The organism is Rhizobium sp. WSM1328 (assembly GCF_057653715.1).
On the sequence record NZ_CM172788.1, the window covers coordinates 772,597 to 796,867 of the forward strand.

Sequence of the window (24,271 nt, forward strand, 5' to 3'; positions counted from 1 at the left end):
CACTCGGTCAGATTGGAGGTGCGAGCCGCATGGGCTCCGCAGGGATAGCGTTTCGCAAGCCATTCGGTTCCGAAGCCGCCGTAGAAAGGTCGGTTCGCAAACCGGCGCTTTCCCGGTGGCGGATTGTGACGGCCGTGCCGGGACCCGCATCGCTTAACTGAATGTCACCATGCAGGCTCTTTGCCAGCGCCTCCACAATGCCGGTCCCCGGTCCCGCCTTTGGTGCGTCGCGACCTGCAGGCATGCCGATGCCGTTGTCGGTAACGGAGAGAGTCCAATCCTTGCCGGATGATCGATAGGCGATGACGATTGCGCCTGGTCGTTCCACGGGAAAGGCGTGCTTGAGGGCGTTGATGGCAAGCTCAGTCACGACAAGCCCCAGGCGTACGGAAACGTCCGCCTCCACGGCGCTGTCATCGACCATCACCTGAATCGAAAGCCTGTCGGGGTCAGCAATCATCGACGCGCCGAGGCTTTGGCAAAGCTGAGTGAAATAGGTACGGAGTTCAACCTTGCCGCTGTTGGACATGGAGAGTTGGCGTTGCAGGGCCGCAATCGACATGACCCGGTGATGGGCATTGTGGAGATGCCCGCGCGCTTCCTCCGACTGGACCCGCCGGGCGCTCTGCATGAGAACGCTGGCAATGATCTGAAGGCTGTTTGCGACCCTGTGCTGGACTTCCTGCAGCAGGATCGCATTGTCGCGAACGAGATCATCTTTCAGCCGAGCTTCGGCGCGCACATCGGTCACATCGGTGATGGCCAGAAGCAGGCGAATATGATCGATGTCGCCATCATCGAGCGTCCGCGCGTTGACGACCAGGTGCCGTGTTTTCTGGTTTGGCCGTCGAAAGTCGATTTCGTAGGCTTCGATGTTGGCGCTGCCCAAGGCGGTCGCCGTCAGCAGTGACGCAAGCTGGGGCATTGCCCATTCGCCGTTTCCAATTTCGCTGAGGCGTCGGCCGCAAACTGTCTTGGGATCGATGTCGAAGACCCGGCAGAAGGATGCGCTCGCTGCGATGACCTTCTGGTCGTCGGAGAGGAACAGCAGCGGTTCATTGGACGATACCACCACGTCAAGAGTGCTCGCCGCTTCGAAATGCGCTGGGGGTGTCTTTTGCATGGAGAGGCCCTCAAGGGCCGGAGACTCGCGAAGCAAGTCATCACTCGGCAACAATGCCAACCGGCCAAAGGGCTCAGCCCGACAAAGAGACCGTAACACGCCTGAGAGGTAATCCCTTCATACTAAATATCGCGGCTGCCGTGTCGACGCGATAAGCCGACGATGACGAATATCCATCGTCTCGGAGAGAGGCCATCGAGCAGGAAGCCGAAGCCTTTCCGGAAAGCGCCGTCCCACCAACAGCAGATGCGAGCGTTCGTCAGCAGGAGCGGGTAAGACGCTACTCATGGGACCGTTCCACCGAGGCGAACATGTGTGGCGCATCCTGATCGACACCTCCGCGCAGAATGAAAATCACCTGTTCGAGTCTACTGAGCCCGACGACGGTCGCAGCCAGTGGAATGAAGGCCTCCCATCCCGTGATATAAAGCAACGGCCACAACGCGAATAGCAAAAGCGCGCCGGCCTTCGCGGACCAAAAATGGAACATCAGCAGGCGTCGAGTCAGCAGCCACGAAACGAGCAGATAGATCACCGGGCCGCCGAACAGGACTGTCAACGCAACTCCGTGGCGGGACGCGAGGCCGGGGTATGACGAGAGTAGAAAAAACAGAATGGCGACGGAGAAGATGTTGTCGACGATGGCGTCAAGGCGGGCACCGTATTCGGAAGCTCGCTTCGTCCGTCGGGCGAGCCATCCATCGACGAGGTCGGTCATGGATGCAATCAAGTAGAGGACAAGCGCCGGCCCAGCATACCCATAGCTCAGAAGCAGCAATATAGGGGCTATCAACAGGCCACGACTGAGCGTCACCACGTTGGCGAGCTTGATTGGACCATCTCCCAAACCCAAACCATGGACGACGCTCATACTGGCTCCGCGGTCAGTTTGAGGGTCGTATCGCGTGCAATCAGCTTCTCAATAGAATAGGCGTTGTGATGCATCGGGCAGACAATCCGATTACGCTCATTGATGAAACCAAATTTGAGCGGCCCTCCACGGTGAGGGCACCTATTCGGGATCAGGTAAAGCTCGCTTTGGTAGGAAAGTAGAAAATACTCTATTCCGTCCCTGACAATCGGGGGAAGGTCCTGACCGATCCAGCTTGCCGCCTCACTCATGGCATAACCTCGCGTCCGACCGACAGCGGTGGAAAAACCTTGAAGGCGGACGGGTCGGTCAAAAATCCAATGCCGCCGATCTGCAGAGCCGAACCCGTATTCCAGTTCGTCGCGGGCACCGCGCAGCGACCAGGCGAGGCCAAATTTGTCGGCATGCCAAACTCGGCGTGTCCTGCCTTCACCGCGGCCTCGAATGCCAAGGTCACGGCCAGCAGATGATCTCCCGACCGCTCGAAGGCCAGTCTCGTCAGTTCGGCGCCGGCGACGATCTCGGAGCCGACCTCGGGACCGTACTTGGACACCAAGGGCGCGACCACTTCGTCGGCAACCATTGCGGAATGGTGGATGTCGATGTGTGCATGTTCGCCAAAGTAATGCGCGTCTACGCCGGGATGGAAGCGCTGGAGATACCGGAAGTGCTCCTCCGTGGATCGCTGGTAGCTTGCTTCGGCGAAGAGGAGGAAGCCAATCTGAAGAAACAAATTGCGAGGGCTCTGGAACATGAAGTGGATGACATTGTGCAACTCCAGAGTCGGAGTATCGAACAATAACCAATAGGCATTGTATTCTTCGCTGAGTCCGAACCCCCTCAGTGTTGATCGGTAGAGCACGCTGTGTTTCTTGTTGTGGACCCCGTATCCGAATTCATCGATGAGAATGCGGAAGAGTGCAGACTGAGGCTCCCCATATTCGCCGATGACGCCGAGCGCGGAGGCGGAGGCTTCAGCCAGCAAATCGACAGAGGACTGAAGCAGAAAGTTCCGGTAGTAATGATCCCGGTTGCTCGAGCTATCCAAAAACTCAAGGAAGCCGCTCGGCCTGTTCGCTTTGAGATTGGGTATAAGGTTTGCCACATACCCGGCGCAATCTTGTCTATCGCTAAGGCTGCGTGCCTCGGCAACCAGCGGGCCAACAAGCTCGTCTTCAAGGTTGGCGCGCATTTCGTCGAGACGCAGCATTTCGCGGGGATCGTAGTGCTTCTGTAGCCGCGACAGGATCGAGCCTGCAGGCGCTGCGCTTGGCAGCAGGACATAACGACCCTGATAACTGCGCATCAGCGCCTGATGTTGGACAAATCGCCGAAGGCTGGGATCTTCATTGCCGCGGAGAGCTTCAGCGTCGATGCGAATATCATATACCGAAGGTGGAATTCCGCCTGCTCGCGCCGCGAGGCGTTCGCCGAATCCAGCAGATCTTGCTTTCCGATGAAGGTCATGTGCGCGCCGTTCCAGGCTCGTAGATCGTCACGGCAATCCCACTCTTTGTGAAGCACTCGACCAATCGCCATTTCGACAATTCGAACGGCCGACTGTATTCGTCAGGGCGCATATAGCTCGGGGCGTCCGCCGATCCAGTGATAACGGGTATATGTTTTATGACGATCCGGTGGACCAACCGCGCCTCGTGCAGGCTGTGCAGCAGGCGACTTCCGCCTTCGACGATCATGCTTTTGATCCCGCGAGCATCGAGAATGTTCATCAAGCCGGGGAGGTCGACCCGGCGTTCGCCACATCGCACCACTTCGACATTGGGCTTGCTTTTGAGCGCTTCGATATCGGCTTCCTTCGCGGAGCGGGAGACGACGACGACCGTCGGATGGCCGTCGTTCAAAAGCTTTGCGTCGAGGGGCAGCCTGCCCATGGACGAGGGTACGATCCGCAACGGATTTGGCCCTGGTGCGTGACGCACGGTGAGTTCTGGATCGTCCGAAAGGACGGTGCCGGCACCGACCATGATGGCATCGTGTGCCGCTCTCTGGCCATGGAACCACGCGCGAAGATCGTCGCCATAGAAATCGAACAGACCCTTGCTGGAAGCCGTCGCCCCCAGCGACAGTTTGCCGTCGATAGTGACCTCCGACAGAGTTGTTATTTCAACCACTTCTTGTCCTCCTCCTGCGCACACCCTAATGCGGCTGCGCCGTGATTGTTCAATTGGCAGGAGGAAATCGGCTACGGCGTCATTGGTGGGAGTGGGGCGAAGGGCGGCCAGTGGGTGGAGGCAAGGGATCCAGGCCAGCGTGGCTGCGCTTTAATTAACGCTTCAACCCTCCCTGCGACGTGCAAGGAGGGTTGAGCTCAAGGCCGGTTAGATCGTCCGCCGATAGCGGTCACGCTCCTGCGCGATCTGCTCAGGCGCATATGGATCGAGCGTGTCGTCGAACCGCGTCCAGCCCTGGTCGTTATAGGCACGCCGGCGTTCGATCGGGTCGACCCAGTTTGAACCCTGGAGAATAGCCTGCGCCTCGGAGGCGCGGGCGTCGTCGACCTTGGCGGTGACCAGGCTGCCGCCGCGGCGGACACCTTCGGCATAGAGGTGAGCATCATCTTCCGGGACGCCGGAGTCGGTGAGGGCGCCGATCAGGCCACCGGCAGCACCACCGGCGACGGCGCCGGCGACGGCACCAGCTGCAGTCGCGGCAAGCCAGCCTGCGGCAACCACCGGCCCGACACCGGGAATGGCCATCAGGCCAAGTCCGGTCAACAGGCCGCCAGCGCCGCCGACGGCAGCGCCAATGCCGGCGCCCGTCGCGGCATCCTCGCCAACGTCAGAGTCGCGATCGATGCGGCCAGCCTTGTTGGAGACGATGCTGATGTCGTTTGAGGGAATGCCTGCCGCTTCCAATTTGCTGACGGCGGAGCGAGCGTCCGAATAGTCGTCGAAAAGTCCGGTTACAGTTCTCATGATGTTTCTCCCTGGGGGTTACTTGGCGACGATGTTGCCTTGATAATCGAGGGCAATGGAGACGGCTTTCCCGTCCTTCATGCCGGCGGCCATCCAGATCCCCTTGTCATCGAGCTTGAGATCCTTGACGTCGGTGTAACCCGCTTCCGTAATGCGATCCTTAGCCTGGGCTTCGGTGAAGCTGTTGGCGCCCTCAACGGGTGCAGTCGGATTTTTGGTGTCCGGGGTTGCAACCGCAGGTGTATTTCCATCAGCAGATGGAGCCGGCGTTGTCTGGGCAAGGGCTGCAACGGCAGACGCGCAGAGAATTGTCGCCGCAAAGACGATCTTCTTCATATGTGTTTCCTCTCATTTTGCGGATCAGATGACGATCCATGCGCTGAAAACACGCAAGGGAGTTCTTTGTTCCCGAAGATTATGCAATTGATTTTTCTAAATATAAGGCAACGCGGCGGGCTGCGGGGTCATTCTCTACGGTGCCAGGGCAATGTAAGCAGACAGTAACGAGGGAGGGTAGCCGACGATCCACGGGCGCCTTGAGGAAACCTCTCGGAGTGAGGTCGGTCCTCTAACTCCTAAAGTTGTGCTGCTGTCAAATGTCCCAGGGCTGGCAGCGCGGGGCCGCTCTCCTGCCGGCACTTCGTGCGGGTGACGGATGCAGCCCCGGCAATGTTCAGTGACTTCACGGAATACGGGCGATGACCTTGATCTCGAAGTCGAAGCCGGCGAGCCAGTTGACGCCGATGGCGGTCCAGTTCGGGTAGGGCGGCGTGCTGAACATCTCCTGCTTGACGGCCATGATCGTTCCGAACTGGTTTTCGGGGTCGGTGTGGAAGCTGGTGACGTCGACAATATCATCCAGCGTTGCGCCGGCGGCACTCAGCGTCGCCTTCAGGTTTTCAAAGGCGAGCCGCACCTGGCTTTCGAAATCCGGTTCCGGCGTTCCGTCCGGACGGCTGCCGACCTGTCCTGATACAAACAGCAGGTCACCGGAGCGGATCGCGGCGGAATAGCCGTGCTTCTCGTAAAGAGCGTGCCTGTTGGCCGGAAAGATTGCTTCGCGTTTTGTCATTCTGGTCTCTCTTCATTGTTGACAACGACCGTTGAGCGCGACGTATCGCTTCACATCTTGCGCCCAATTTTATATACGGTTCGTATGTGAAATGTATGAGATACGCATCGTATGTCAAGTCCATATACGCTTCGTATCTGAAATTGAGGGGTCGAATGGCGAGGAAACGCAGCGAAACGATGCAGGAAAACCGCGTCAAGCTGATCGCGGCGGCGCGCAAGACCTTTGCGGAAAAGGGGTATTCGGCAGCATCAATGGATGAGTTGACGGCTGACGTCGGTCTGACGCGGGGCGCGCTCTACCACAACTTCGGAGACAAGCGCGGGCTCCTGGCGGCGGTCGTCGATCAGATCGACACGGAAATGGCGGTGCGCGCTCAAGAGATTGGCGCGGGCGCAGGCAATGATTGGCAGGGCCTGCTCGCCGAGGGTGCGGCCTATATCGAGATGGCGCTCAATCCGGAAGTCCAGCGCATCGTCCTGCTCGACGGACCGGCGGTCTTGGGTGATCCCTCGCAGTGGCCGAGCCAGAACAATTGCCTGCAGGTGACCAAGAGCACGGTGGAGCGCCTGATCGCCCAAGGCATCCTCAAGCCGCTTGACCCAGAGGCGGCCGCCCGATTGCTAAGCGGCGCCGCTCTCAATGCGGCTCTCTGGATCGCCGCCAGCGAAGATCCGCAGAGCGTGATGCCAAAGGCGGTCGAGGCTTTTCATGCCTTGGCGGCAGGTCTGCTTGTGCAGCCTTTGTGATCTCCCAAGAGCCAAAGACGGCGAGATACTTTTACGGACCCAAAGAGTTTCGGCATGGCGGAACCAATCCTGCTGCCGGTGCACGCTCTAGATGGAGATGGCGAAGTGGATGGCACTGCTTGATCCAACTGCGCCACCGCTGCTAGGCTTCGGACGTTGGGAGCATCGTAGTGGTTGATGGCGATTTAATTGTAAGTTGGATCATGTTCTGCGTGGTGGGCGCCTTTTGCGCTTACCATTGGTATTGGCTCATCAGGTCGATCATCTTCTACAGTAGAAACGGCTTCGATTTCCGCGAAGATTTCGGACCCGAGGCGTACTGGTCCGATCGGGGAGGTGATGATGAATGCGTGTTGATGAAGCCGAAAGAGAAGTTCCTGATCTTCTGGCCTTCTTTCGTGGTAATTACCTCTGTTATGTTGACTTTCATAGTTTTAGGTTTGACGGGAATTATTTAGCCTTGCGTCGGTTGCAGGCCGAAGCTCTTGAACGTTATTCTAGGTCATAAACCGCCGCGTTGTCCTCGCTCCCGCAGCCCCTTATATGACGCATGCCGAAGCTTCGCGTCCTCCGTCGACGCCTTATATTCAATCTCTGCGATCAGCGTCGGCTGCAGCCAGACAACTCTTTCCGCCGGCCGTGTCGCAAAAGTCAGTAGTTTTGCAACGCGACAACCACAGGCTCGCCTTGTGGGAAGCTGATAACCTCCCTTGGTAAAGGCCAGTCCGCTGTAGTTTCCGGCTCGCCGTCCCCGTCAACATCGGCGCTCCTCAGTCGCGAAGCGAGCTGGTCTAGCGTTGTGCTCGCCTGTTGCGACAACTCGGTTGAAGCGGGGGAAAGGTCCTTTGATAGACCCCAGTAATCCCAGGGCTTCAGTTCCAGCTTACGCAGGGCTGCGATTTCTCGAAGCAGGCTTCCCGCGACGAACCACTCGCCCCCAAGGTTGAGGCTCGACACGCCAAATCGCGAGGCGATGCCCGGTTCGTCTTTAATCCGAAACCATGCCTCGTTTGCGGTGAGAAACCGCTCGCGCGGTACGTCTAATGTGTTGAAGGAAGCTCCACCGGCTGCCGCAAATTCCACATCGAGCCGTTTCCAGTGCTGGCCATCATGCCATTCGCAAAGCCAGTGATCTTCCCAAAAGTCGGGAACGATGTAGTCGGCAAAACCGACGCGAAGACGTGCCGGGATACCCTTGGCGCGAAAAGCGCTCGCTGCCAGAATTGCGAAATCCCGGCAGAGGCCACCAACCTTGATCTGCGTAGGATCGCCTTCAAGCAAGTTGCGCTCGGCAGCAACTGCCAGAATCTCGGTTACGGAACGAAGCTCCAGATCGATGACCTGTTTAGTGGTAAAGCCTCGTTCCTTCGACACGGCACCGCGAGGATGCTGCATGAACGAGCCAATCCACCGGGCAATCAACTCCGGCGCGTCGCCCCCGAGCATCAAGGCTTCACGATACGGGCCGGGTTCCGAATAAATACTTTGGGAGGCATAGAAGGTTTTGCGCATTGTGGTCTCTCTCCGATCGAGGATTAAGACACGACAAGAAGGGCAAATTTTCAAAAATTGTCAATCGGGTGCCTGTCGCGAAAGTCCCGATTAAAGCGACGCTTGTTTTCCTGAATTTTGCGACGTCGCAGAACAGACGGTTTTGCGATGCCGGCAATGTCTGCTGTTGACGCAAATCCGCCGCGCGCACAGCGGGAAATATGCCGATCGCGGACTTTAGGGAATTGCCTTGGCATAGTCTCGGGCTCGAAGAGTTTTGCCATCGCGAAATGGACTTGCGAATCGCATAAGTGTGTGCTTATGTGTTCGCATGATCGAGAGTGACATCTTCCGAGCCTTGGCTGACCCCACCCGCCGCGCGATCTTCGAGAAGCTGGCGGCGGGCGGCATGAACGCCAGTGCCCTGCGGGAGGGCATGGAGATCAGCCAGCCGGCAATGTCGCAACACCTCTCGGTTTTGCGGAGCGCAAAGCTCGTGAGGGAAGAACGGCAGGGGCGTTTCGTGAATTACGAAGTCGATCCGGACGGGCTGGCTCTCATCGCACAATGGTTGGCGAAATATCGCGCCTACTGGCCTGCCCGCATCGAAGCTCTCAAGGTCTTGCTGAAGGATATGGACCAATGAACGATGGAAAGGCCAAGGAGCAGAAAGACGGCATCGACCTGGAATTCGATCTGGATGAACCGCCGCAAAAGGTCTGGCGTGCAATCAGCATTCCGGAATTTCGGGAAAACTGGTTGCCGAAAGACGCTTTAGCCGATCCCACCCCGGCCACGATCACACCTGGCGAGGAGGTCCGTTACAGCCTGCGCGACGACGCTCCGCCTTTCCTTGAAAGCACGGTGACGTTCACGATCGTCCCGAACGCGACCGGCGGCACCCGCCTGCGCATTATCCACGAGCTGACCGACGAGAGGCTTGACCGGATGGCGAAAACGCCCGCGAACAGCAACGGTCCGCCCCTCATGCTCGCCGCCTGACGCGGTAAGCTCTCCCCTTTGATGTCTGCAAGATTGGAGTTCGCCGATGCGCGAAGCGATGCAACTCGTCCCTATGGTCATAGAACAATCCAGCAGAGGGGAGCGGTCTTTTGACATTTACTCCCGCCTTCTGCGCGAACGCATTATCTTCCTCAACGGCGAGGTCAACGATACCGTTTCCGCTCTGGTCTGCGCGCAGTTACTGTTCCTCGAGGCCGAGAATCCAAAGAAGCCGATCAATCTTTACATCAATTCTCCGGGCGGTGTCGTGACCAGCGGCCTCGCCATGTACGACACCATGCGCTTTATCCGCGCGCCGGTTCATACGCTTTGCATGGGGACAGCCCGTTCCATGGGATCGTTCCTGCTGATGGCAGGCGAGGCCGGCGGAAGAGCTGCTTTGCCCAATGCCAGTATCCTCATTCACCAGCCATCCGGTGGCTTCCAGGGGCAGGCTTCCGACATGATGATTCATGCCGAAGAAATTCTGAAGACCAAGCAGCGCATGACGCGGCTCTACGCGGAGCATTGCGGACGCTCCTATGAAGACTTTGAGCGCGGGATGGATCGCGACCGCTTCATGACGGCGGAAGAAGCATTGGAATGGGGTCTTATCGACCGTATTCTAACGGTTCGGGAAGACACGGCCAGCCTATAGACAGTTTTATGGACGCAAAGAGTCCAGACAGGGCGGAACCGTTGCTGCGGCTATCGGTTAATCCGCCGAGGTCGCGGCGTGCCAATCGGACGTGACGGAGATGGTGAACGCACCGGTTTTTCCGATTTCTCGGTGCGGGCAACGAAGCGCCAGGCGAGCACCTTACCCGTTCGCCGCGATCTCATCCCGGACAACAGGATTTCGCGAGGATCGAACCGTCAACCAGGGCCACACATCGGTCACTGTCTCCTGAGTGCGGAAACCGCCGCCCGCCCATCAAAGGCGGTGGAACAGGCGAGCGACCATGCTCCGTGTGGATCGATCAGAGGAGGAGAGGTCATGAGTAAAAGTAATTGGCAGGTCGGGCTTCGCGCGAAGCTCGAGCATCTCGTCGACGACTGCGTTGTGGCCGGCGCGAGGCAGCAGGACGTTTTCGATACGATCATCAAGGAGATCGGCAATCTGCGCGCGGCCCTTGAGCGCGATCCTGACCCTGCGGAGGACGACGCTGTTGTGATAGAAGAGCCTGCGAACGATTGGCCGGCGGCCGACAAGTGACCTGAAGCCGATCGGGGAGGGGCACGCGGCCTGTTGGGGCGGGGCTTATGGAACCAACTGGCACCGCGGAAGGTTATAGTTTTGGCGATCGGTTTAGCTTGATCTGCGAGACGTGACAGCCCGCGCCGGCCGCTCATCATTCACAAGGGGGAATTGCTATGGAAAGTGCAGGTATCGGCTGGATCGCCGCAATCATCATCGGCGGCATTGCCGGCTGGCTCGCCGAAATGCTGATGAAGAGCAACATGGGCGTGCTGATGAACATCGTTCTCGGTATTGTCGGCGCCATCGTCGCCAACTTCATCCTCTCGCTCTTCGGTGTCGTGCTTGGCGGATGGCTGGGTTATTTGATCGCGGGCTTCATCGGAGCCTGCATCCTCATCGCCATTGCCAGAATGGTCAGGCGGACGGCCTGATCAAACAGAAGGCGGCCCCGCAAACCGGCCGCCTTCATCACGTTTCGGGTTACCCCGCTTGATTGCTCCCGGGATTCCGGCGGCGCAAAACGCCGCCGGGACATGCCTGTCAGACCTCGATGATGTAGACGATCGTCAGCGCATCGGGATCGACGATGACGATCCGACCATCAGCAAGGATGAAGAAGCGGTAGCTTTCGTACTGCGGAACGATCTTCACGATGCGTGGCGGCAGCGGTTCGAGACGAACCTTCTTCGGGATCGTCGTTCCGACGGAGACCGTGAAATTCACTTCCTTCACCGGCGCAACATGGACCTCCTTCACCACTGTGCGAATTTCGGTCTGCTGCTCGACGGAAATGTTGACGTTGGTCTTGGTGTTGGACGTCTGATTGTTCGTCGTGGTGTTGTTGTTGACGTTGGTTTCGGAAGAGCTTTTGCTCGTCGTCGAAGAGTTCTGATCGGTCGACTGTTTCGACGCATCGCCGCTTTGCGTGGTGGCGGCGTTGCCCGAGCCCTCTGCAGGCTTGGCATTTTGCGTGCTGCTCTTCGTGCCTGAGGTGGCCGAGCCGCTTGTATCGCTGCTGCCGGATTTGGCGGCGGGCTTCTGTTCGGTCGTGGCGGCGCCGCCGGCGTCTTGGGATCCGGGTTTGGCTTCTGTCGAAGCCTTGCCGGAGGCACTTCCCTTTGTCGAAGAATTATCGTTCGAAGGCTGTTCGGCGCTCTTTTTCATGTCCGAACCCTGACCCGATTTTTGCTGCGATGACTGGCCCTTGCCTTGCGGGCAGGCTCCCGAAGCGTCGGGGGTGCAGTCGGCGCCGGTGCCGGTGGCGCTGGAGCCGGGCTGCGAACCGGCGTCCGTGCCCGTCTGCGAACCGGATTGGGCCTGGCCGCCGCTCTTGGTGTCCTGCTGTGCCGCCGCGGGCAGTGTGGCAAGCGGCGATACGCTGAGTGACAACGCTGCTACGAGCATGGCGAGATGGTTGCTTTTCATGATCGATCTCCGAGGTTTCGGGCACGCGATGCCGCCACGCATTCTCATGCGTCGGATGCGTGCCCTGACTGTTGATAGGGGGCGGCGTCAGCCGCACGTGGTCACTGAATGACCTGGATGACCTTCCGGGAGGAGGGTTCGACGATCACACGCTGATCGTTGACGATCGCGTATGCATATTTCGGATCGTCGGGAATTGGGGTGACGACCACGGCCTCAGGCAGGGGCTGCCCGACGACGACCTTCTCCTTCACCACGACGCGCGTGGTCGGGGCGGGAGCCTGCTGAACATAGGTCAACACCTGCTGCGGCGGCGGATCGATGACGCTACCCGCCACGCCGCCGACGATGCCGCCGACAGCAGCACCGACCGGGCCGCCGACAATCGCACCCGTTGCAGCACCGCCTACTGCTCCTGTCACCGTCGAAGACTGCGCAAAGGCAGAGGTCGATGCCAACAAGATGCCTGCGGCGATTCCTAGTGCTTTGATATTCATCTGTTTTCCTCCTTGGATGCGGATGGTTCCGCTGCGGAGACAAACCGAAAGATCGAGGAAGTGTTCCAGACGTCGGACTTCATGCCGGGGCCGGTCCGACCTTGGTCCTAGCGTAGGATTCGCCCGCCTACTGCGTGGGAAAACGGCTGAGCATTCGGTCGTGGACGTTCTCCCAGCCGACGATCATCGCGGCAAGCGAGATGGCTTTGTCGCGGTCCACTGCCTTGGTTATAAAGCCTTCAAGCAGGACGACAGGACCGAGCATCCTGATCTCGATGGCACTGCTGTCGATCTCAGGATCAGCGGAGAGGGCTGCTTCGATTGTGGCGATTGTCGACGCCGAACTGTGGCCTTGCGAGCAGCGCTCTTCGTGATTGTAGTTATCGGGGCCGAACTTCATTTTCTCCTCCTGTTCCGCCCCTCCACGGACGTACACATTACCTCGCACTGGATATGAGCGGCGTGCCCTGACATCACCAGCCGGACTTAAGTCCGGCTTTCCCTCGGCACGATCCGCATTAAATTCTCCTGATCCTTGCTGAAAGGACGTCAGGGAGGTTCTAGCAATGTTGCCGACTCCAGTCAGAACCTCCCTGATGACGCTTGAATTTATCGACCAGTGTCGAGCGTCCGAGCTCGGCAAGGAGGCGATGAATAGGAATGCAGGCGGTCGGTCATAGGGAAGCGCGCGAAAGCGAGGACTTTGCTCCTCTGATGCTTGTGACAAGCGGCAAAGGCTGGGCGCTCTGGCGCCATCCTGATGTCGACCCAAATGTCTGATTTCGCCTCCGCTACGAAGACCGGGTTTGTGATTTTGCCATCTGGCCGAGCCGGTCCGCCACGGGCTCAAGGGTTGAATGCAGCTCGGCATCCACCTCCGTCAGTTGCATCAGGTGACGTCGAGATTGCGCGGTCTCGTCCGGGCGTTCGACAGACGAAGGGACGATTTGCTGGTCGAATTTCGACCTGTTCACTCGCGGTGGATCACGACCGGTTGCTGTTGCGGTCACGAGGCGAAGACAATGTTGTCTCAGGCGCAGGCACTTCTCGAGTGCAAGCCGAACCACGAAAGATGGTTCGCTTTTTAAGATCGACCAGATCGTCGCAAGTGACAGATACGTGTTCCTGGCTTGGCGGAACTCCCAAAATGCGTATTTCTGGGTGGCGTTGATTGCGCTCCGCGTTGCGTATTGGGGGAGTTGAGGGTTTGCCGCCAGCGAACGCCTGATAACTTCCAGTGCGCCTCGGCCCATTGGCAGGTGATTGGACGACATGTTGCCGGGATACTGCCGGTATCCAACCAGCCGTTCGGGGATGACTTCGATTTGATAGCGCGCGGCCAGCTTGAGTTCGAAGTCGAGATCTTCGCAGCCGCCAATTCCTGCAGCTGCATATGAGCTGTCAAATCCGCCAATCTCGAGCGCGACATCCCGACGGACAAGAAGCGCGCTTCCGTTGCCGACATATTTGAAAGTCAGATGCCGGGCGAAGATATATCCTCTGGCGACATCGGGCCGGCAGGAGCGAAGGATCTCGTCGTCACTATTGATGATGTAATGCAGCACATAAACCGCAGCCCACTGTGGGGTTAAGCGATTGAGCGCATTCACCTGCTTTTCGATTTTCGTGTGATGCCAGAGATCGTCCGCGTCAAGAAATGCCACAAACCGACCTGCTGCTTCCCGGATGCCGGTGTTCCTTGCTGCGGCAACGCCGCGGTTTGGCGTGGACAGCAGGCGGATCCGCGAATCTGCCAGCGCCACTTGCTCGACCACCCTTGCCGTATCATCGGTAGAGCCGTCATTGACGACGATGATCTCCAGGTTCCGGTAGGTTTGGCGCCCGGCGGATCGAAGTGTGCGTTCGATATAACGGGAAGCATTGAAGGCCGGGATGACCACCGAAACCAGCGGCCCGTTGAAATGACGAACGTCCCTCCGATCCGTGTCTGAAGAGAAAAGCATTCCAGATCCCTCATTCGGCCAGCAATAATTCTCTTCGTTCTGATGATTGGCGATTCAGCCAGGCACTATTCCAACTTCGGGCGACCCGAAATGAACTTTCGTCCAATGCAACTGCCCTCGCGCGGAAGGAAGGGAAGATATGGTGGCCGCAGTGGGCGTTCCGGATGAACTTGCCACCGCGACCGCCCCTTTTCTTCGGGTGTTCTAACATGCGTCCAATCAACCTCCAAAAAGAAAGCCCCGTCACGAGTGACGGGGCAGTTAATTTTCGACAGAAGGAGTGGGCCGCACGACGGCATCGAAGGGTCGCGGTGTCAAACTTGCCCCCGGCCGGCCCGGCCCGTTACTCTCGCCGACCGCATTGGTTCCCGAGCCGACGCATATACCCAGCAAAGTGGAAACACTCGCTTGGTGGCTTTGGGCCATCTCGGGGGTGGCAGCATCGTGATCTGCAGCAAGGAGGGAAACCTCGCGGAGGATCGTTCCCTCCTCGCTGCAGATTGCGATGCCGAGCGGAATTTTTTGCCTTCTGGACAAAAGAGCCGTTGCGACCAGTTCTTGAAGGCTCTCCATGGCTTCTGCAGTTGCGACATAAAGATCCGGGTACTCCTGGCCCTCGGTTTCCAATACTGAGCCATCCATGTGCGTGATATGAAAATACAGCGTCAGCAAGGTACACCTCCTTCACAGGTGCTGATTAACGCGGATCTGCTTCAGAAGTTTCGGTCAACCGTACACTCGCTCGAGCGGCGCCACCGCAAAGCTTTGGAGGGGCGGATCGCGATCCGGAATCAGAGACAGGAATCGTGAGTCAGAAGCGCGTGGCAGCTCTGCTTCACGGCGGATCGGATGGGGTCGGCGACTGGCACCGAAATGGACCAGCCTCAGCTTCGGCTTCTTGTCACGATTTATCGCCGGCGTCTTCGTCTCGGACCGCAGCTCGGTCTCCAGCCCGATCACGCCTGCCGCGCATGGTTCGATCCCTGATTGATTTCGGATATCAACCGACGTATAGCTCTTGAGGTACGTGCATCATTCCCATGCCTGACGGGCGGAGACGAGCGTTGCGAGGCCAGGGTTTCCGGACCTACAGTTCGGCCAGGGAGTGAATGGGATTTCGGGAGGGGATCATGACGGGTTTGCAACTCAATCCAGATTTTGCCATCGCGGATGAACAGTCGCTTCGGGCGCTGTTCGAGCCGACCCACGCTCTGGCAATCGTGAAGTGTCAGAATTCCCTTGGCGAGCACGCGCAGGAATTCATCAGGCGCTCGCCATTCTTCTGCATCGGCACGCAGAGTTCGGAGGGAAAGGCCGATGTCAGTCCGCGCGGCGACCCGCCCGGGTTCGTCAAGGTTCTTGACGAGCGCACCCTGGCGATCCCGGATCGACCCGGCAACAATCGTCTTGATACCCTAAGCAACATCATCGCCAATCCGAATGTCGGACTCTTGTTTCTTGTCCCCGGTTTCGACGACACATTGCGCGTCAACGGGCGGGCAAGTCTGACCAATGATCCTCACCTGTTGACGAGCATGAGCGTTGCCGATCGTCTGCCGAAACTCGCGATCATCGTCAACGTCAGCGAAGTTTTCATGCATTGCGCCAAGGCGTTCAGACGGTCCCACCTGTGGAGCCCGGAACATTTCCAGGACCGCACCGAGATGCCCTCGCTGATAAAGATAATTCTGGATGAGACGACAGGGGCGCCGAAGGACGGGGATGAAATGCGGAAGATGGACGAAGACCTGGAACAAGCCTACCGAAAGACACTTTACTAGCTGCCCGGCGCGGGCTGAAGGCGGTCTAGGCTTTTCAGGCCTTGGCGGCAGGTCTGCTTGTGGAGCGTTTGTGATCTGCTAAGGGTACCGGTGTTCCGCTCCCACCTTGCCAGAATCATCCATTACTTGAAGTCGAATGCCGCAAACAGTGGACCGTCTGAAGTCGCCCGATTTCCGCTCACACCTTGTGTGCGCTCGATCAATGGAAGACACGCCAACATTTCGGTGGGGCTCTATATAGGCATTGGCTGGAGTTCAAACGCCAAGTCCTTCGAGTATATCGAACCATAGAGTCCAATCGACGTATCAAATGTAACCTCGATGTCGCCTTTAACAGGCGCGTCACAGGTTTCCCAATCTGATGCTGCCTCGTCGGCAGTAAGTCGGCGGATTCTAAGATCGAAGATGATTGAGACGGCACTTCCATGCAGCCTCATGCCGGATACTGCGCTCATCCGTAGTGTGACAAGGGCATGGCGGTCGCAAATGAATCGGCGTTGCGCATCAAGTTTGTCCGTCATCCTGAACGCCCGGATGGCCAGGAAGACATTGCCATTTACAATTTCCAGGCGCTCCAGGGATGCATCATGGAATCGCGGGCAGAAGCCGAACCAGTCTATGACGGCTTGTCCGCCAGCGAGAGAGGCAAAGAGATTTTCGTCGTTGTCCCTGTCAGATGATGACACGTTGCGGTACTCCTAAGGCAGTTCATCGCTGCGGGCGACGGCGGTAAGTTTGCCATGATGCTCACCCTCGGGACTGTATCGGAATATTGTCTTCGTCACAGTTCCTCCTCTGTATATCGCTCTCATGGGGCTCCTTCCCAGCCAGCATCTTGAATCCGATCTGCAGCCCTTGGAAAGCCCTTCGATTCAAGGCAAGATCATCCCGACCTAAAGCATGTCGCGCAAAACTGTGCAGCGGTTTTGCGAGAACGACATGCGTAAAAACAAGGACCTAAAGCGCGAGGAGCGAATCTGAAAGATCGCGACGCGCTTTGGTGTCTAGGGGAAATCCTGATGGAAAACCACGAGCCGTTTTTGCGCGAGGCGATTGCGCTCTCGAAATCCGCAATGGCAAAAGGCGACGAACCGTTTGGCTCGGTGCTGGTGAAGGACGGCGAAGTCATCCTGCGCGCCGAAAACAGCGTCTTCACCGGCCACGATATGACCAACCACGCCGAGATGAACCTGGTTAAACTGGCGGCGCAGCATTACGACACTGCTTTTCTCGCCGGCTGCACGCTCTACACCAGCACGGAACCCTGCGCGATGTGCTCCGGGGCGATTTACTGGTCGGGCATCGGGCGCATGGTGTTTGCATGCTCCGAAACGCGGCTTGGCGAGATCGCCGGGATCGGATTGAACGTGCCGAGCCGGGCGGTGCTGCAAACCGGCGCACGCATCGTCACGGTGGTCGGCCCCGACCCGAAGCTCGAAGACGAAGCCGCCGAAGTCCATCAGGACTTCTGGCCGAAGCATCTGGGCAAGGTTTAGCCTCTTTCGTCCGACATGCGTATTCGCCGTCAACCGGATCTGGCGGACGATCACAAAGTGATGGGCGGCTTCGACGTCGTCTGGTGTTCAGGGATTGACCCAGCGGCAGGAGGTCAGCGCGCCCAGATGGTCGTAGGCAAAGACTGCGCGTCGGTTGTCGGCGTGGCGCAGTTGGAACCAGTCCAGCGTCTCGGCCCGGAATATCAGCACCCCGAAGAAGGCCTGTCCATCGGCGTCTGCGATGCTACCCTCGCTTGCCGGCCGCTCGCCGATGTCGTCGCCCGGCGGCCCGCCCATATAGGTGCTGCGCGTCGATCGCGGCAGCAGGCTCCAGGCTTCAGTCGCGCGCTCGCTTGCCGGTCCATTGAGTTCGGCCGATCCCTGCAGGCGAAGCTGCACTTTCGGCTGCGGGCCATAGCCGAGGATGGTGACCAAAGGATTGGCCGATATTTCCTGCCATTTCGGGCTTCTGACATCCGTATGGATTTCCAGGAGGCGCCGCCCCACATCCACGCGCCGCAGCACCACCATGCGGGCTTGCGGCCGGCCGCCGGCGTCGACCGAACAGAGGTTCAGGTAACGGAAGGCCGACTGCGGATCGGCGGCAGCACCTTCCAGCTCGGCCCAGGCCGATGCATCGACCTCGGCGAGGTTCACCGTGTCGCCTCCGCCTCAGCCTTCTTCATCTCGCCGGCCTTGACGTTCCAGTTGAAGCCCATCGCTGTTCTCCTTGGCGTTGAAAGCGATCCTGTCAGACGGACCGGGTAAGGCCGCCGTCGATCTTGAGGCTCTGGCCGGTGATATAACCCGCCCCTTCGGAAACCAGGAAGGAAATCGTTGCGGCCACTTCGGCGCTGGTGCCGTAGCGCTTCATCGGCACGCTGTCGCGGCGCTCCTCCGTCGGCGGCAGGCTGTCGATCCAGCCCGGCAGCACGTTGTTGATGCGGATGCCGTCGCCCGCATAGGTATCGGCATAAATCTTGGTGTAGGCGGCGAGCCCGGCGCGGAAGACGGCCGAGGTCGGGAACATCGCCGACGGTTCGGACACCCAGGCGGTGGAGATGTTGACGATCGAGCCGGACTTCTGAGCCTGCATGATCGGGGTGACGAGCCGCACGGGACGGACCACATTCATGAAATAAATGTCCATGCCCGCGTGCCACTGTTCGTCGGTGATCTCGGTGATCGGCGCACGGGGGCCGTGGCCGGCGCTGTTGACGAGCACGTCGACACGGCCCCATTTCTCCATCGTGGCATCGACCAGGCGCTTGAGGTCGTCGTTCGACTGGTTCGAACCGGTGACGCCAATGCCGCCGAGTTCGGTGGCAAGCGCCTCGCCCTTGCCTGACGAGGACAGGATGGCGATCTTGAAACCATCGGCCGCCAGCCGCTTCGCGGCTTCCGCACCCATGCCGCTGCCGCCAGCCGTAATGATCGCTACCTTTTCTACTGCCATCGTCGCTCTCCCTACTCGATTTGCACCCGTTGCCGGGCGTTGATCCTTGGAATATCATGGGCTCCAAGCGAGATCGAACCAGTTTTCGTGAAATGTCCCAGTAGAAAAACTATCGAATGTCCATGTCCATCGGCAATCTTCCCTCCCTCAACGGCCTCAAGGCCTTCGACGTGGCGGCGCGTCATCTGAACTTCCGGCTCGCGGCCGAAGAGCTCGGCGTCACCCAGGGAGCCGTCGCCCAGCATGTGCGGGGGCTGGAGGCGGAACTCGGGGTGACCTTGTTCGAGCGTCTGCCGAAATCATTGGCGCTGACGGGCGAGGGGCGAAGCTATATCGCCGACGTCAGGCGCGCCTTCGAACTGCTCGCAAACGCGACGGCGAACCTGAAGCCTCAGCCGGTCAAACTGGTGGTCAGCACCACACCGACCTTCGCCTCGAGATGGCTGATCCCGCGTCTTCCGGATTTCACCTCGAGACATCCCGATCTCGATCTCCACATCCTGGCGACGGACCGCATTTCCAGCTTCCAGCTCGACGGCGTCGATCTCGCCGTCCGATATGGCAGCCCTCCCTTCGGTCCCGGCCTCGCCGCCGAACTGCTGTTCGAGCAGGAGATCATCGCCATCTGCAATCCAAATCTCGTCGCCGAGGGAGCCGAGCCCCACAACGCAGAAGAACTCTCGCGCTACACGCTGCTTCACGATGCCCACAACTCCTGGCCCGAATATATCGATCGCTTCCTCGGCGGCGGCGATCCCACGCTGTTTCGGGGCATCAGCTTCTCACAGACATCGCACGCGATCGAAGCTGCCATCGCCGGGCAGGGCATCGCCACGGCAACCCGCGCTTTCGTCTCGACCGACATCGAGGCGGGCAGGCTGAGACAAGTCTTCGACGGCGCCCTCAGAGCACGGTCGCACTTCTATCTGGTGAAGCCGCGATATCGGAAGTCCGAAGCGGTCGAAAAGCTTCAGGACTGGCTGCGGTTACAGGTGCAGAGCTGACGGCCTGCTCCTAAGATACCCCTTCATGAAGCGGAACCATTTGACTTTTAGACCAGCCCAAACCGGTCATTCGACTGTCGGAAAATTCCGCCGCCGAAGCGCGCTCTGAAAGATCGCGACGCGCTTTAGGATCGCTCAAGCCAGACAGTTCTTGCTGCGGCGCTGTCGTAACCGTGAGCTGTGTAGAGCCCTTTGATTCGCACCTGTTCAGAAGTTCGTTCGATCTGCGCCTCCATGGCAGTGACAAGGCGGCACCATATTTCCCGGGTTGGCCGCCATCGTGGTTGTGAGTGCCAAATAGGTGAAAACGCCGGAAGGGGTTCGACCTCACCATAGAAGACTGACGCTGGATTCACCTCCATCAGCGCGAGAGATTCCATTTCGTACTCATCAAATCGCTTGGGATAGAGCCGTAGCGTTATATCGTCGTCAAGATATTCGAAAATCGGGGCCTGATAGGGATCACCGTCTGGCGGCGCACGCAAGGTCTGCCAATCCTGAAGATAGAAGATTGCTCTTCCATCAGCCCTTACCCAACCAGCCCGTCTGGTTTGATTGATCTTCGCGGTCTCGGCGCGTCGGGCCGACAGTTTCCTAAGTGCAGCCTGAACCCTGCTACTGCTAGATTCGGTATCCACGTCAGGGTCGATTGCATGCCATGGCTGAAGCGCGATAGCCTCGACACGATCTCTGCCGGCGGACGGGTCGCTCTGCACAGTTCTCAAGTGGGCGTATTGCCGCCGGCGCAATTGGGGCTCCCATCGTCCCTGAAAGCAACCTCCAGTTTCTAAGAGCGTTGACGGGGACGCACCGAAAATCTCCGTCTCCGGCCATGCGAGCAAAGCGTCCCTCGAAAAATTCGCTATCTCATGCCAGCGGACGTCCGGTATCGACTGACGACTAGATTGTCGGTTTTTGGATCGCGAGGCCTCGTGATCCAGCACCCACTGGCCAGCTGCAGAGCTTGTTTTCCGGCTTTCCCTCGTGACCACAAGAAGATATTCGCCATCGCCATCGCGATAGCAAAAAACACCCTGGCACTCGTCGGTAACTTTTCCGCTTCCTGAAACGATCTCGCGCAACTCAATTTTCTGGCCGGTGGTTCGATCCGTCAGAGAAGACGCCTCGGTCTGATATTCGAATTGCTCCCAAATCGACCGGTTTAGAAAAGGCGGATCGTCGTTGAAAATATACGATATCTCATCACGAAAGTAGCTCCTCCCTTTCTGCGCTTCTTCTGCGGTAACGAGATCGACTCTGACAGCAGTCCCGGCAGCGGAAACCATCTTGTCAGCCCGAACCCGCTTCGGAGGTTGAATGCAGATTTCTTTGGCGGGGTCCTTTATGGAACTGCGATCACAAAGGTAAAATCGAGCTTCCTTCCATTGCCAGACGGCGTTGTCGCAGAGGTCGCGGAATCGGTCCAGAAAGACCAGTGGAAAGTTTCCGAATTCCCTCTTCAGACTGCCTTTTACGCCTTCCCAAGGACGTTCGAATTTCAATGCTGTTCCACTTCTTCGATCGATAGTTCCGACAAGCACTTCGTTGTCGATCCGGAACGTCCAACCGTCTTCTTGAGCATAGACAGAAATTCGGTCGGTGATGATGTCGTCATCCATGTAAAGCCAAACTGTCCGTCCGCGGATCTGCGACAGAGGAACCAAAACGCGATCACCGGACTGTAGATGCGGGCGATGCGGCAGGAGACCGAAAACCAGATTTTCAACCTCTTCTGGCTTTGCCGCAGCGAACCTTTCGCGCGTCGTTATCTCCTCATCAACCGTCGCCTGCCGAGCTGGCGGGAGAAAACACCACTGGCGGGTCGGCTCTTCCGAAAAGACCGGCGGTCGTAGAACAGCGTTGCGGCCCAAAGCATCGAGATAGGCCATGCTAAAAGTTCGGTAGCATTCCTTGCGCCATTGTCCTTTGTGCCAACCACCGTTGACTGCGATCAAGGCGGGCCGGAGACCCGTGGCCTCCCATTTTGGCCAGCACACCAAGGCATCGCAAATCAATCGATCAATCTCGATCCATTCTTCATAGTCCAATGCGCCAATGCCGAATTGCTGCAAGGAAAAGGCGTAATCAAGACGCCAGATTAAGAGGCGGGAACCGGAAGGGTTAAAAACATCACGCTGCTGCACGAACAGTTCTATTGAACGATTGGCACCTGACGCTTCGAACCGCATCCAGCGCCTGTCGTTAGAACTCTCTCTGCCGCGTTCATCATCCCGACTGACGAAACCGAGAAAGCGGACGAATGCTCCATCGCTGCGAACGAGACGTTCCTCTGCTTCGCGAACAGACCACCAGCCGAGCACCGGACTAGCTTGGCGTTGCCCAAACGATTTGCCGCTCATCGCGAGAGCCTCGAATGAATTGCTTTCAAATCCACACCCATAGCTACAATTTATGGTTTCGTCAGATTCAAACAGAAACATCCCAAAAGAGTGTTGCCAGAATTGTTAGAGTCTCTCTCACTTCGCAAGAAGCAGATGGCCGCTGAAACCCATTTCAAGAAGTCTGCACAGCGGCGTCCCCTATTGCCACTCTTTGACTTCGGATGAGTGGCAGCTCTGAGATTTATCCGTGTGCTTCTTCCTCCGCGATGCTGGCCGGCGCGGAGTTCAAAACAGACGCTCGACACATCGCTCGGTCTCCCACCGCCTGAGGAAATTCGCTTCCCGGGCAATCCAGCCGACCGTCTCGCTTCCCCATTCCTGGGCCCGGCTTGCATATTCTCCCATCAGCCAGATGTGGCGGACGATCACAAACCGATGGGCGGCTTCGAAGTCGGCAGGCGTGATCGGCCGGATGGCCCGATAGCCATCGACGAAGGCGTCCCACATTTCGGTTGAGCTCCGGCCGAAGGATGTTTGCGCCCACAAGAATACCGACAGGTCGTAGGCCAGGTATCCCGGACCGCCGTCATCGAAGTCGAAAAAGACGGCTTCGCCGGCGTCGTTGATCCGCGCATTGAAGCCGTGACAGTCACCATGGCAATAAGTCCACGTCAAATCGCCGACGGCCTCGATCGCCTTTGCGGTCCGCGCAACGATGGCTTCAAGATCGCCGCGGACGTCGGCGTCTTCCACGACGCCGCTATCGCATATGCGGGCGAGGGGCCGATGCAGCAGGTGTTCGAGGTCGAGCCGATAGAGCGCTCCGTCCGGCTGGAATGTCTCGGCAGCGTCGTGCATCAAAGCAAGGGTCTTGCCGTTGGCCCGCGCATCGCCGGCATCCGTCGTATCCGGCTTGCGGCCCTCGATCGCCCGGAAGAGCACGGCCTGGCGCACGCCCTCCGGCGCCTGTCCCTCAACGAACAAGCTGCCCTCGCGTGTCGGGATGGCTGCAGCGACGGGGACGTCCGATTGCGCAAGGTGCGCCAAGAACGCTGTTTCGGTCCTGACGTCGGCCGGGCCACGGGCGCGGCGATGAGAAAGCCGGAATACATACCGCTCGCCGTTGCTTGCGACGGCAAGATACACATCATTCAGGCCGCGTTGAAGCAACCGGCAGGAAACCGGCCCGGCAAGCGGATAATGCTGATCGATGAACTGTTCGATGGCCGCAACCTGCGGGGTCGAATAGAGCGGATTGAAGTCGAGCATGGGCGCTGTACCATCGGGCTTTGCTGGCAGGCTGCTTCCGCGGTGAAAAAGACCAAGAAGGCGGTGGCGGCCGCAGGCACGTGCGATTGCAATAGGCTGCTGATTGGATAAGCTGAATGGCGCTATTAATAAAACCAAGAGATGAAAAACAAAATGCTGGCCTCGCGATTTTTGAAAGAAAACTCTATTTCGATTTCTGTGCTTTCCATCATTTTAGCTCTGTCGGGATGTATCACTACGCAAAACGGTGTTGCTATTTCAGCGGATCACAGTCGGGCTCTGAGTGGAGAGCGGACAAAGATGGGCCAGTCCTACAATTTGAATGAAGATTGCACGGCTGCAACAATCGCCAATATAAAATTGGTAGAAGCCCCGGCGCATGGCTCGGTTGAATTCGTCAAAGAGAATATTTATTCAAATTACAAGGATGGCATCCGCATTAAATGCAATTCCAAGAAATCTCTCGGCGTGTCGGAATACTATACTTCCAACAGCGGCTATTCTGGAGGTGACATGTACAAGGTGAGGGTGTCCTACGGGGAGGGGACCATCAAGGACGTCACCGTCAACATCAATGTGATCAAGAACTAGG

The 24,271-nt window shown here is 58.3% G+C and carries 30 protein-coding genes and 1 pseudogene; 10 read left to right on the forward strand and 21 right to left on the reverse strand.

What is annotated here, in order from left to right; genetic code table 11:
* Positions 1–7: 7 nt before the first annotated feature.
* The 9 genes from AC2444_RS03830 to AC2444_RS03870 all read right to left on the reverse strand — a co-directional run bounded on the left by AC2444_RS03830 (position 8) and on the right by AC2444_RS03870 (position 6,002).
* Complete coding sequence (locus AC2444_RS03830) at positions 8–1,123, reverse strand: sensor histidine kinase (protein WP_012756434.1); 1,116 nt, start codon at positions 1,121–1,123, stop codon at positions 8–10.
* A gap of 280 nt (positions 1,124–1,403) precedes the next feature.
* The gene (locus tag AC2444_RS03835; RefSeq protein ID WP_128450396.1) at positions 1,404–1,994 is read right to left on the reverse strand and encodes a CDP-alcohol phosphatidyltransferase family protein; all 591 of its coding nucleotides are present in this window, start codon (positions 1,992–1,994) and stop codon (positions 1,404–1,406) included.
* Positions 1,991–2,245 (reverse strand): Rieske (2Fe-2S) protein, encoded by a 255-nt coding sequence (locus AC2444_RS03840; protein WP_128450397.1) that lies wholly within the window; start codon positions 2,243–2,245, stop codon positions 1,991–1,993. Before AC2444_RS03840 ends, AC2444_RS03835 begins: the two co-directional genes overlap by 4 nt.
* Positions 2,242–3,300 (reverse strand): iron-containing redox enzyme family protein, encoded by a 1,059-nt coding sequence (locus tag AC2444_RS03845; RefSeq protein WP_012756437.1) that lies wholly within the window; start codon positions 3,298–3,300, stop codon positions 2,242–2,244. The genes AC2444_RS03840 and AC2444_RS03845 overlap by 4 nt, the downstream gene beginning before the upstream one ends.
* Positions 3,300–3,461, reverse strand: a complete 162-nt coding sequence (locus tag AC2444_RS03850) for a hypothetical protein (protein WP_012756438.1) — start codon at positions 3,459–3,461, stop codon at positions 3,300–3,302. Before AC2444_RS03850 ends, AC2444_RS03845 begins: the two co-directional genes overlap by 1 nt.
* Positions 3,458–4,126 carry a RibD family protein gene (locus AC2444_RS03855; RefSeq protein WP_012756439.1) on the reverse strand — a complete coding sequence of 223 codons (669 nt, stop codon included), beginning with the start codon at positions 4,124–4,126 and terminating at the stop codon, positions 3,458–3,460. Before AC2444_RS03855 ends, AC2444_RS03850 begins: the two co-directional genes overlap by 4 nt.
* Before the next feature lie 207 nt (positions 4,127–4,333).
* Positions 4,334–4,930, reverse strand: a complete 597-nt coding sequence (locus AC2444_RS03860; protein ID WP_012756440.1) for a general stress protein — start codon at positions 4,928–4,930, stop codon at positions 4,334–4,336.
* An 18-nt stretch (positions 4,931–4,948) separates the two neighbouring features.
* The gene (locus AC2444_RS03865; RefSeq protein ID WP_012756441.1) at positions 4,949–5,266 is read right to left on the reverse strand and encodes a PepSY domain-containing protein; all 318 of its coding nucleotides are present in this window, start codon (positions 5,264–5,266) and stop codon (positions 4,949–4,951) included.
* Between the two features lie 346 nt (positions 5,267–5,612).
* Complete coding sequence (locus tag AC2444_RS03870; protein WP_012756442.1) at positions 5,613–6,002, reverse strand: RidA family protein; 390 nt, start codon at positions 6,000–6,002, stop codon at positions 5,613–5,615.
* A gap of 155 nt (positions 6,003–6,157) precedes the next feature.
* Here AC2444_RS03870 and AC2444_RS03875 point away from each other — a divergent pair, with 155 nt between their 5' ends.
* Positions 6,158–6,751: a TetR/AcrR family transcriptional regulator gene (locus tag AC2444_RS03875; RefSeq protein ID WP_012756443.1), complete on the forward strand. Its 594-nt coding sequence runs from the start codon at positions 6,158–6,160 to the stop codon at positions 6,749–6,751.
* A 492-nt stretch (positions 6,752–7,243) separates the two neighbouring features.
* Here the strand turns inward: AC2444_RS03875 and AC2444_RS03880 are convergent.
* Positions 7,244–7,376: pseudogene (locus AC2444_RS03880) on the reverse strand (ATP dependent DNA ligase); the annotation flags it as partial.
* A gap of 26 nt (positions 7,377–7,402) precedes the next feature.
* Positions 7,403–8,263, reverse strand: a complete 861-nt coding sequence (locus AC2444_RS03885) for a transglutaminase-like domain-containing protein (protein WP_012756445.1) — start codon at positions 8,261–8,263, stop codon at positions 7,403–7,405.
* A 310-nt stretch (positions 8,264–8,573) separates the two neighbouring features.
* On the opposite strand from AC2444_RS03885, the gene AC2444_RS03890 reads away from it, so the two are divergent.
* The 5 genes from AC2444_RS03890 to AC2444_RS03910 all read left to right on the forward strand — a co-directional run bounded on the left by AC2444_RS03890 (position 8,574) and on the right by AC2444_RS03910 (position 10,876).
* Positions 8,574–8,888 (forward strand): ArsR/SmtB family transcription factor, encoded by a 315-nt coding sequence (locus tag AC2444_RS03890; RefSeq protein ID WP_012756446.1) that lies wholly within the window; start codon positions 8,574–8,576, stop codon positions 8,886–8,888.
* Entirely contained in the window at positions 8,885–9,244 is a 360-nt protein-coding gene (locus AC2444_RS03895) for an SRPBCC family protein (RefSeq protein WP_012756447.1), read from the forward strand. The genes AC2444_RS03890 and AC2444_RS03895 overlap by 4 nt, the downstream gene beginning before the upstream one ends.
* A gap of 46 nt (positions 9,245–9,290) precedes the next feature.
* Complete coding sequence (locus AC2444_RS03900) at positions 9,291–9,902, forward strand: ATP-dependent Clp protease proteolytic subunit (protein WP_012756448.1); 612 nt, start codon at positions 9,291–9,293, stop codon at positions 9,900–9,902.
* Between the two features lie 339 nt (positions 9,903–10,241).
* Entirely contained in the window at positions 10,242–10,460 is a 219-nt protein-coding gene (locus tag AC2444_RS03905; protein WP_012756449.1) for a hypothetical protein, read from the forward strand.
* A gap of 158 nt (positions 10,461–10,618) precedes the next feature.
* On the forward strand, positions 10,619–10,876 hold the full coding sequence (locus AC2444_RS03910) for a GlsB/YeaQ/YmgE family stress response membrane protein (protein WP_012756450.1): 258 nt from the start codon (positions 10,619–10,621) through the stop codon (positions 10,874–10,876).
* Positions 10,877–10,985: 109 nt separating this feature from the next.
* On the opposite strand, the gene AC2444_RS03915 is transcribed toward AC2444_RS03910, so the two are convergent.
* The 5 genes from AC2444_RS03915 to AC2444_RS03935 all read right to left on the reverse strand — a co-directional run bounded on the left by AC2444_RS03915 (position 10,986) and on the right by AC2444_RS03935 (position 15,003).
* A complete protein-coding gene (locus tag AC2444_RS03915; protein WP_012756451.1) occupies positions 10,986–11,870 on the reverse strand; it encodes a DUF1236 domain-containing protein in 885 nt (294 codons plus the stop codon).
* Positions 11,871–11,971: 101 nt separating this feature from the next.
* Positions 11,972–12,367 (reverse strand): DUF1236 domain-containing protein, encoded by a 396-nt coding sequence (locus AC2444_RS03920; protein WP_012756452.1) that lies wholly within the window; start codon positions 12,365–12,367, stop codon positions 11,972–11,974.
* Between the two features lie 127 nt (positions 12,368–12,494).
* A complete protein-coding gene (locus tag AC2444_RS03925; protein ID WP_012756453.1) occupies positions 12,495–12,767 on the reverse strand; it encodes a BON domain-containing protein in 273 nt (90 codons plus the stop codon).
* Between the two features lie 391 nt (positions 12,768–13,158).
* Positions 13,159–14,331, reverse strand: a complete 1,173-nt coding sequence (locus AC2444_RS03930; protein WP_012756454.1) for a glycosyltransferase family 2 protein — start codon at positions 14,329–14,331, stop codon at positions 13,159–13,161.
* A gap of 261 nt (positions 14,332–14,592) precedes the next feature.
* Positions 14,593–15,003, reverse strand: coding sequence for a DUF6894 family protein (locus AC2444_RS03935; RefSeq protein WP_012756455.1), 411 nt, complete (start codon positions 15,001–15,003; stop codon positions 14,593–14,595).
* 458 nt (positions 15,004–15,461) lie between these two features.
* Here AC2444_RS03935 and AC2444_RS03940 point away from each other — a divergent pair, with 458 nt between their 5' ends.
* Entirely contained in the window at positions 15,462–16,112 is a 651-nt protein-coding gene (locus AC2444_RS03940) for a pyridoxamine 5'-phosphate oxidase family protein (protein ID WP_012756456.1), read from the forward strand.
* Between the two features lie 233 nt (positions 16,113–16,345).
* Here the strand turns inward: AC2444_RS03940 and AC2444_RS03945 are convergent, their stop codons facing one another.
* Complete coding sequence (locus tag AC2444_RS03945) at positions 16,346–16,798, reverse strand: hypothetical protein (RefSeq protein WP_012756457.1); 453 nt, start codon at positions 16,796–16,798, stop codon at positions 16,346–16,348.
* A gap of 333 nt (positions 16,799–17,131) precedes the next feature.
* Here AC2444_RS03945 and AC2444_RS03950 point away from each other — a divergent pair, with 333 nt between their 5' ends.
* Entirely contained in the window at positions 17,132–17,608 is a 477-nt protein-coding gene (locus tag AC2444_RS03950; RefSeq protein ID WP_128449134.1) for a nucleoside deaminase, read from the forward strand.
* A gap of 87 nt (positions 17,609–17,695) precedes the next feature.
* Here AC2444_RS03950 and AC2444_RS03955 read toward each other — a convergent pair whose 3' ends face one another.
* Both AC2444_RS03955 and AC2444_RS03960 read right to left on the reverse strand, forming a co-directional pair.
* A complete protein-coding gene (locus tag AC2444_RS03955; RefSeq protein WP_012756459.1) occupies positions 17,696–18,265 on the reverse strand; it encodes a pyridoxamine 5'-phosphate oxidase family protein in 570 nt (189 codons plus the stop codon).
* Positions 18,266–18,359: 94 nt separating this feature from the next.
* Positions 18,360–19,064 (reverse strand): SDR family oxidoreductase, encoded by a 705-nt coding sequence (locus AC2444_RS03960; protein WP_012756460.1) that lies wholly within the window; start codon positions 19,062–19,064, stop codon positions 18,360–18,362.
* A gap of 116 nt (positions 19,065–19,180) precedes the next feature.
* Here AC2444_RS03960 and AC2444_RS03965 point away from each other — a divergent pair, with 116 nt between their 5' ends.
* On the forward strand, positions 19,181–20,068 hold the full coding sequence (locus AC2444_RS03965; RefSeq protein ID WP_128449131.1) for a LysR substrate-binding domain-containing protein: 888 nt from the start codon (positions 19,181–19,183) through the stop codon (positions 20,066–20,068).
* Between the two features lie 125 nt (positions 20,069–20,193).
* On the opposite strand, the gene AC2444_RS03970 is transcribed toward AC2444_RS03965, so the two are convergent.
* Both AC2444_RS03970 and AC2444_RS03975 read right to left on the reverse strand, forming a co-directional pair.
* Positions 20,194–22,428, reverse strand: coding sequence for a hypothetical protein (locus tag AC2444_RS03970; protein WP_128449129.1), 2,235 nt, complete (start codon positions 22,426–22,428; stop codon positions 20,194–20,196).
* Positions 22,429–22,695: 267 nt separating this feature from the next.
* Positions 22,696–23,679 (reverse strand): phosphotransferase enzyme family protein, encoded by a 984-nt coding sequence (locus AC2444_RS03975; protein ID WP_012756463.1) that lies wholly within the window; start codon positions 23,677–23,679, stop codon positions 22,696–22,698.
* A gap of 153 nt (positions 23,680–23,832) precedes the next feature.
* Here AC2444_RS03975 and AC2444_RS03980 point away from each other — a divergent pair, with 153 nt between their 5' ends.
* Positions 23,833–24,270 carry a hypothetical protein gene (locus AC2444_RS03980; protein WP_244432262.1) on the forward strand — a complete coding sequence of 146 codons (438 nt, stop codon included), beginning with the start codon at positions 23,833–23,835 and terminating at the stop codon, positions 24,268–24,270.
* Position 24,271 lies beyond the last annotated feature (1 nt).

Excerpts from the sequence above, each read along its gene's own strand:
- AC2444_RS03830 (WP_012756434.1), bottom strand. The coding sequence starts at position 1,123 with ATGCAAAAGACACCCCCAGCGCATTTCGAAGCGGCGAGCACTCTTGAC.
- AC2444_RS03835 (WP_128450396.1), bottom strand. The coding sequence starts at position 1,994 with ATGAGCGTCGTCCATGGTTTGGGTTTGGGAGATGGTCCAATCAAGCTC.
- AC2444_RS03840 (WP_128450397.1), bottom strand. The coding sequence starts at position 2,245 with ATGAGTGAGGCGGCAAGCTGGATCGGTCAGGACCTTCCCCCGATTGTC.
- AC2444_RS03845 (WP_012756437.1), bottom strand. The coding sequence starts at position 3,300 with ATGCGCAGTTATCAGGGTCGTTATGTCCTGCTGCCAAGCGCAGCGCCT.
- AC2444_RS03850 (WP_012756438.1), bottom strand. The coding sequence starts at position 3,461 with ATGACCTTCATCGGAAAGCAAGATCTGCTGGATTCGGCGAACGCCTCG.
- AC2444_RS03860 (WP_012756440.1), bottom strand. The coding sequence starts at position 4,930 with ATGAGAACTGTAACCGGACTTTTCGACGACTATTCGGACGCTCGCTCC.
- AC2444_RS03865 (WP_012756441.1), bottom strand. The coding sequence starts at position 5,266 with ATGAAGAAGATCGTCTTTGCGGCGACAATTCTCTGCGCGTCTGCCGTT.
- AC2444_RS03870 (WP_012756442.1), bottom strand. The coding sequence starts at position 6,002 with ATGACAAAACGCGAAGCAATCTTTCCGGCCAACAGGCACGCTCTTTAC.
- AC2444_RS03875 (WP_012756443.1), top strand. The coding sequence starts at position 6,158 with ATGGCGAGGAAACGCAGCGAAACGATGCAGGAAAACCGCGTCAAGCTG.
- AC2444_RS03885 (WP_012756445.1), bottom strand. The coding sequence starts at position 8,263 with ATGCGCAAAACCTTCTATGCCTCCCAAAGTATTTATTCGGAACCCGGC.
- AC2444_RS03890 (WP_012756446.1), top strand. The coding sequence starts at position 8,574 with ATGATCGAGAGTGACATCTTCCGAGCCTTGGCTGACCCCACCCGCCGC.
- AC2444_RS03895 (WP_012756447.1), top strand. The coding sequence starts at position 8,885 with ATGAACGATGGAAAGGCCAAGGAGCAGAAAGACGGCATCGACCTGGAA.
- AC2444_RS03900 (WP_012756448.1), top strand. The coding sequence starts at position 9,291 with ATGCGCGAAGCGATGCAACTCGTCCCTATGGTCATAGAACAATCCAGC.
- AC2444_RS03905 (WP_012756449.1), top strand. The coding sequence starts at position 10,242 with ATGAGTAAAAGTAATTGGCAGGTCGGGCTTCGCGCGAAGCTCGAGCAT.
- AC2444_RS03910 (WP_012756450.1), top strand. The coding sequence starts at position 10,619 with ATGGAAAGTGCAGGTATCGGCTGGATCGCCGCAATCATCATCGGCGGC.
- AC2444_RS03915 (WP_012756451.1), bottom strand. The coding sequence starts at position 11,870 with ATGAAAAGCAACCATCTCGCCATGCTCGTAGCAGCGTTGTCACTCAGC.
- AC2444_RS03920 (WP_012756452.1), bottom strand. The coding sequence starts at position 12,367 with ATGAATATCAAAGCACTAGGAATCGCCGCAGGCATCTTGTTGGCATCG.
- AC2444_RS03925 (WP_012756453.1), bottom strand. The coding sequence starts at position 12,767 with ATGAAGTTCGGCCCCGATAACTACAATCACGAAGAGCGCTGCTCGCAA.
- AC2444_RS03930 (WP_012756454.1), bottom strand. The coding sequence starts at position 14,331 with ATGCTTTTCTCTTCAGACACGGATCGGAGGGACGTTCGTCATTTCAAC.
- AC2444_RS03940 (WP_012756456.1), top strand. The coding sequence starts at position 15,462 with ATGACGGGTTTGCAACTCAATCCAGATTTTGCCATCGCGGATGAACAG.
- AC2444_RS03950 (WP_128449134.1), top strand. The coding sequence starts at position 17,132 with ATGGAAAACCACGAGCCGTTTTTGCGCGAGGCGATTGCGCTCTCGAAA.
- AC2444_RS03960 (WP_012756460.1), bottom strand. The coding sequence starts at position 19,064 with ATGGCAGTAGAAAAGGTAGCGATCATTACGGCTGGCGGCAGCGGCATG.
- AC2444_RS03965 (WP_128449131.1), top strand. The coding sequence starts at position 19,181 with ATGTCCATGTCCATCGGCAATCTTCCCTCCCTCAACGGCCTCAAGGCC.
- AC2444_RS03970 (WP_128449129.1), bottom strand. The coding sequence starts at position 22,428 with ATGAGCGGCAAATCGTTTGGGCAACGCCAAGCTAGTCCGGTGCTCGGC.
- AC2444_RS03975 (WP_012756463.1), bottom strand. The coding sequence starts at position 23,679 with ATGCTCGACTTCAATCCGCTCTATTCGACCCCGCAGGTTGCGGCCATC.
- AC2444_RS03980 (WP_244432262.1), top strand. The coding sequence starts at position 23,833 with ATGCTGGCCTCGCGATTTTTGAAAGAAAACTCTATTTCGATTTCTGTG.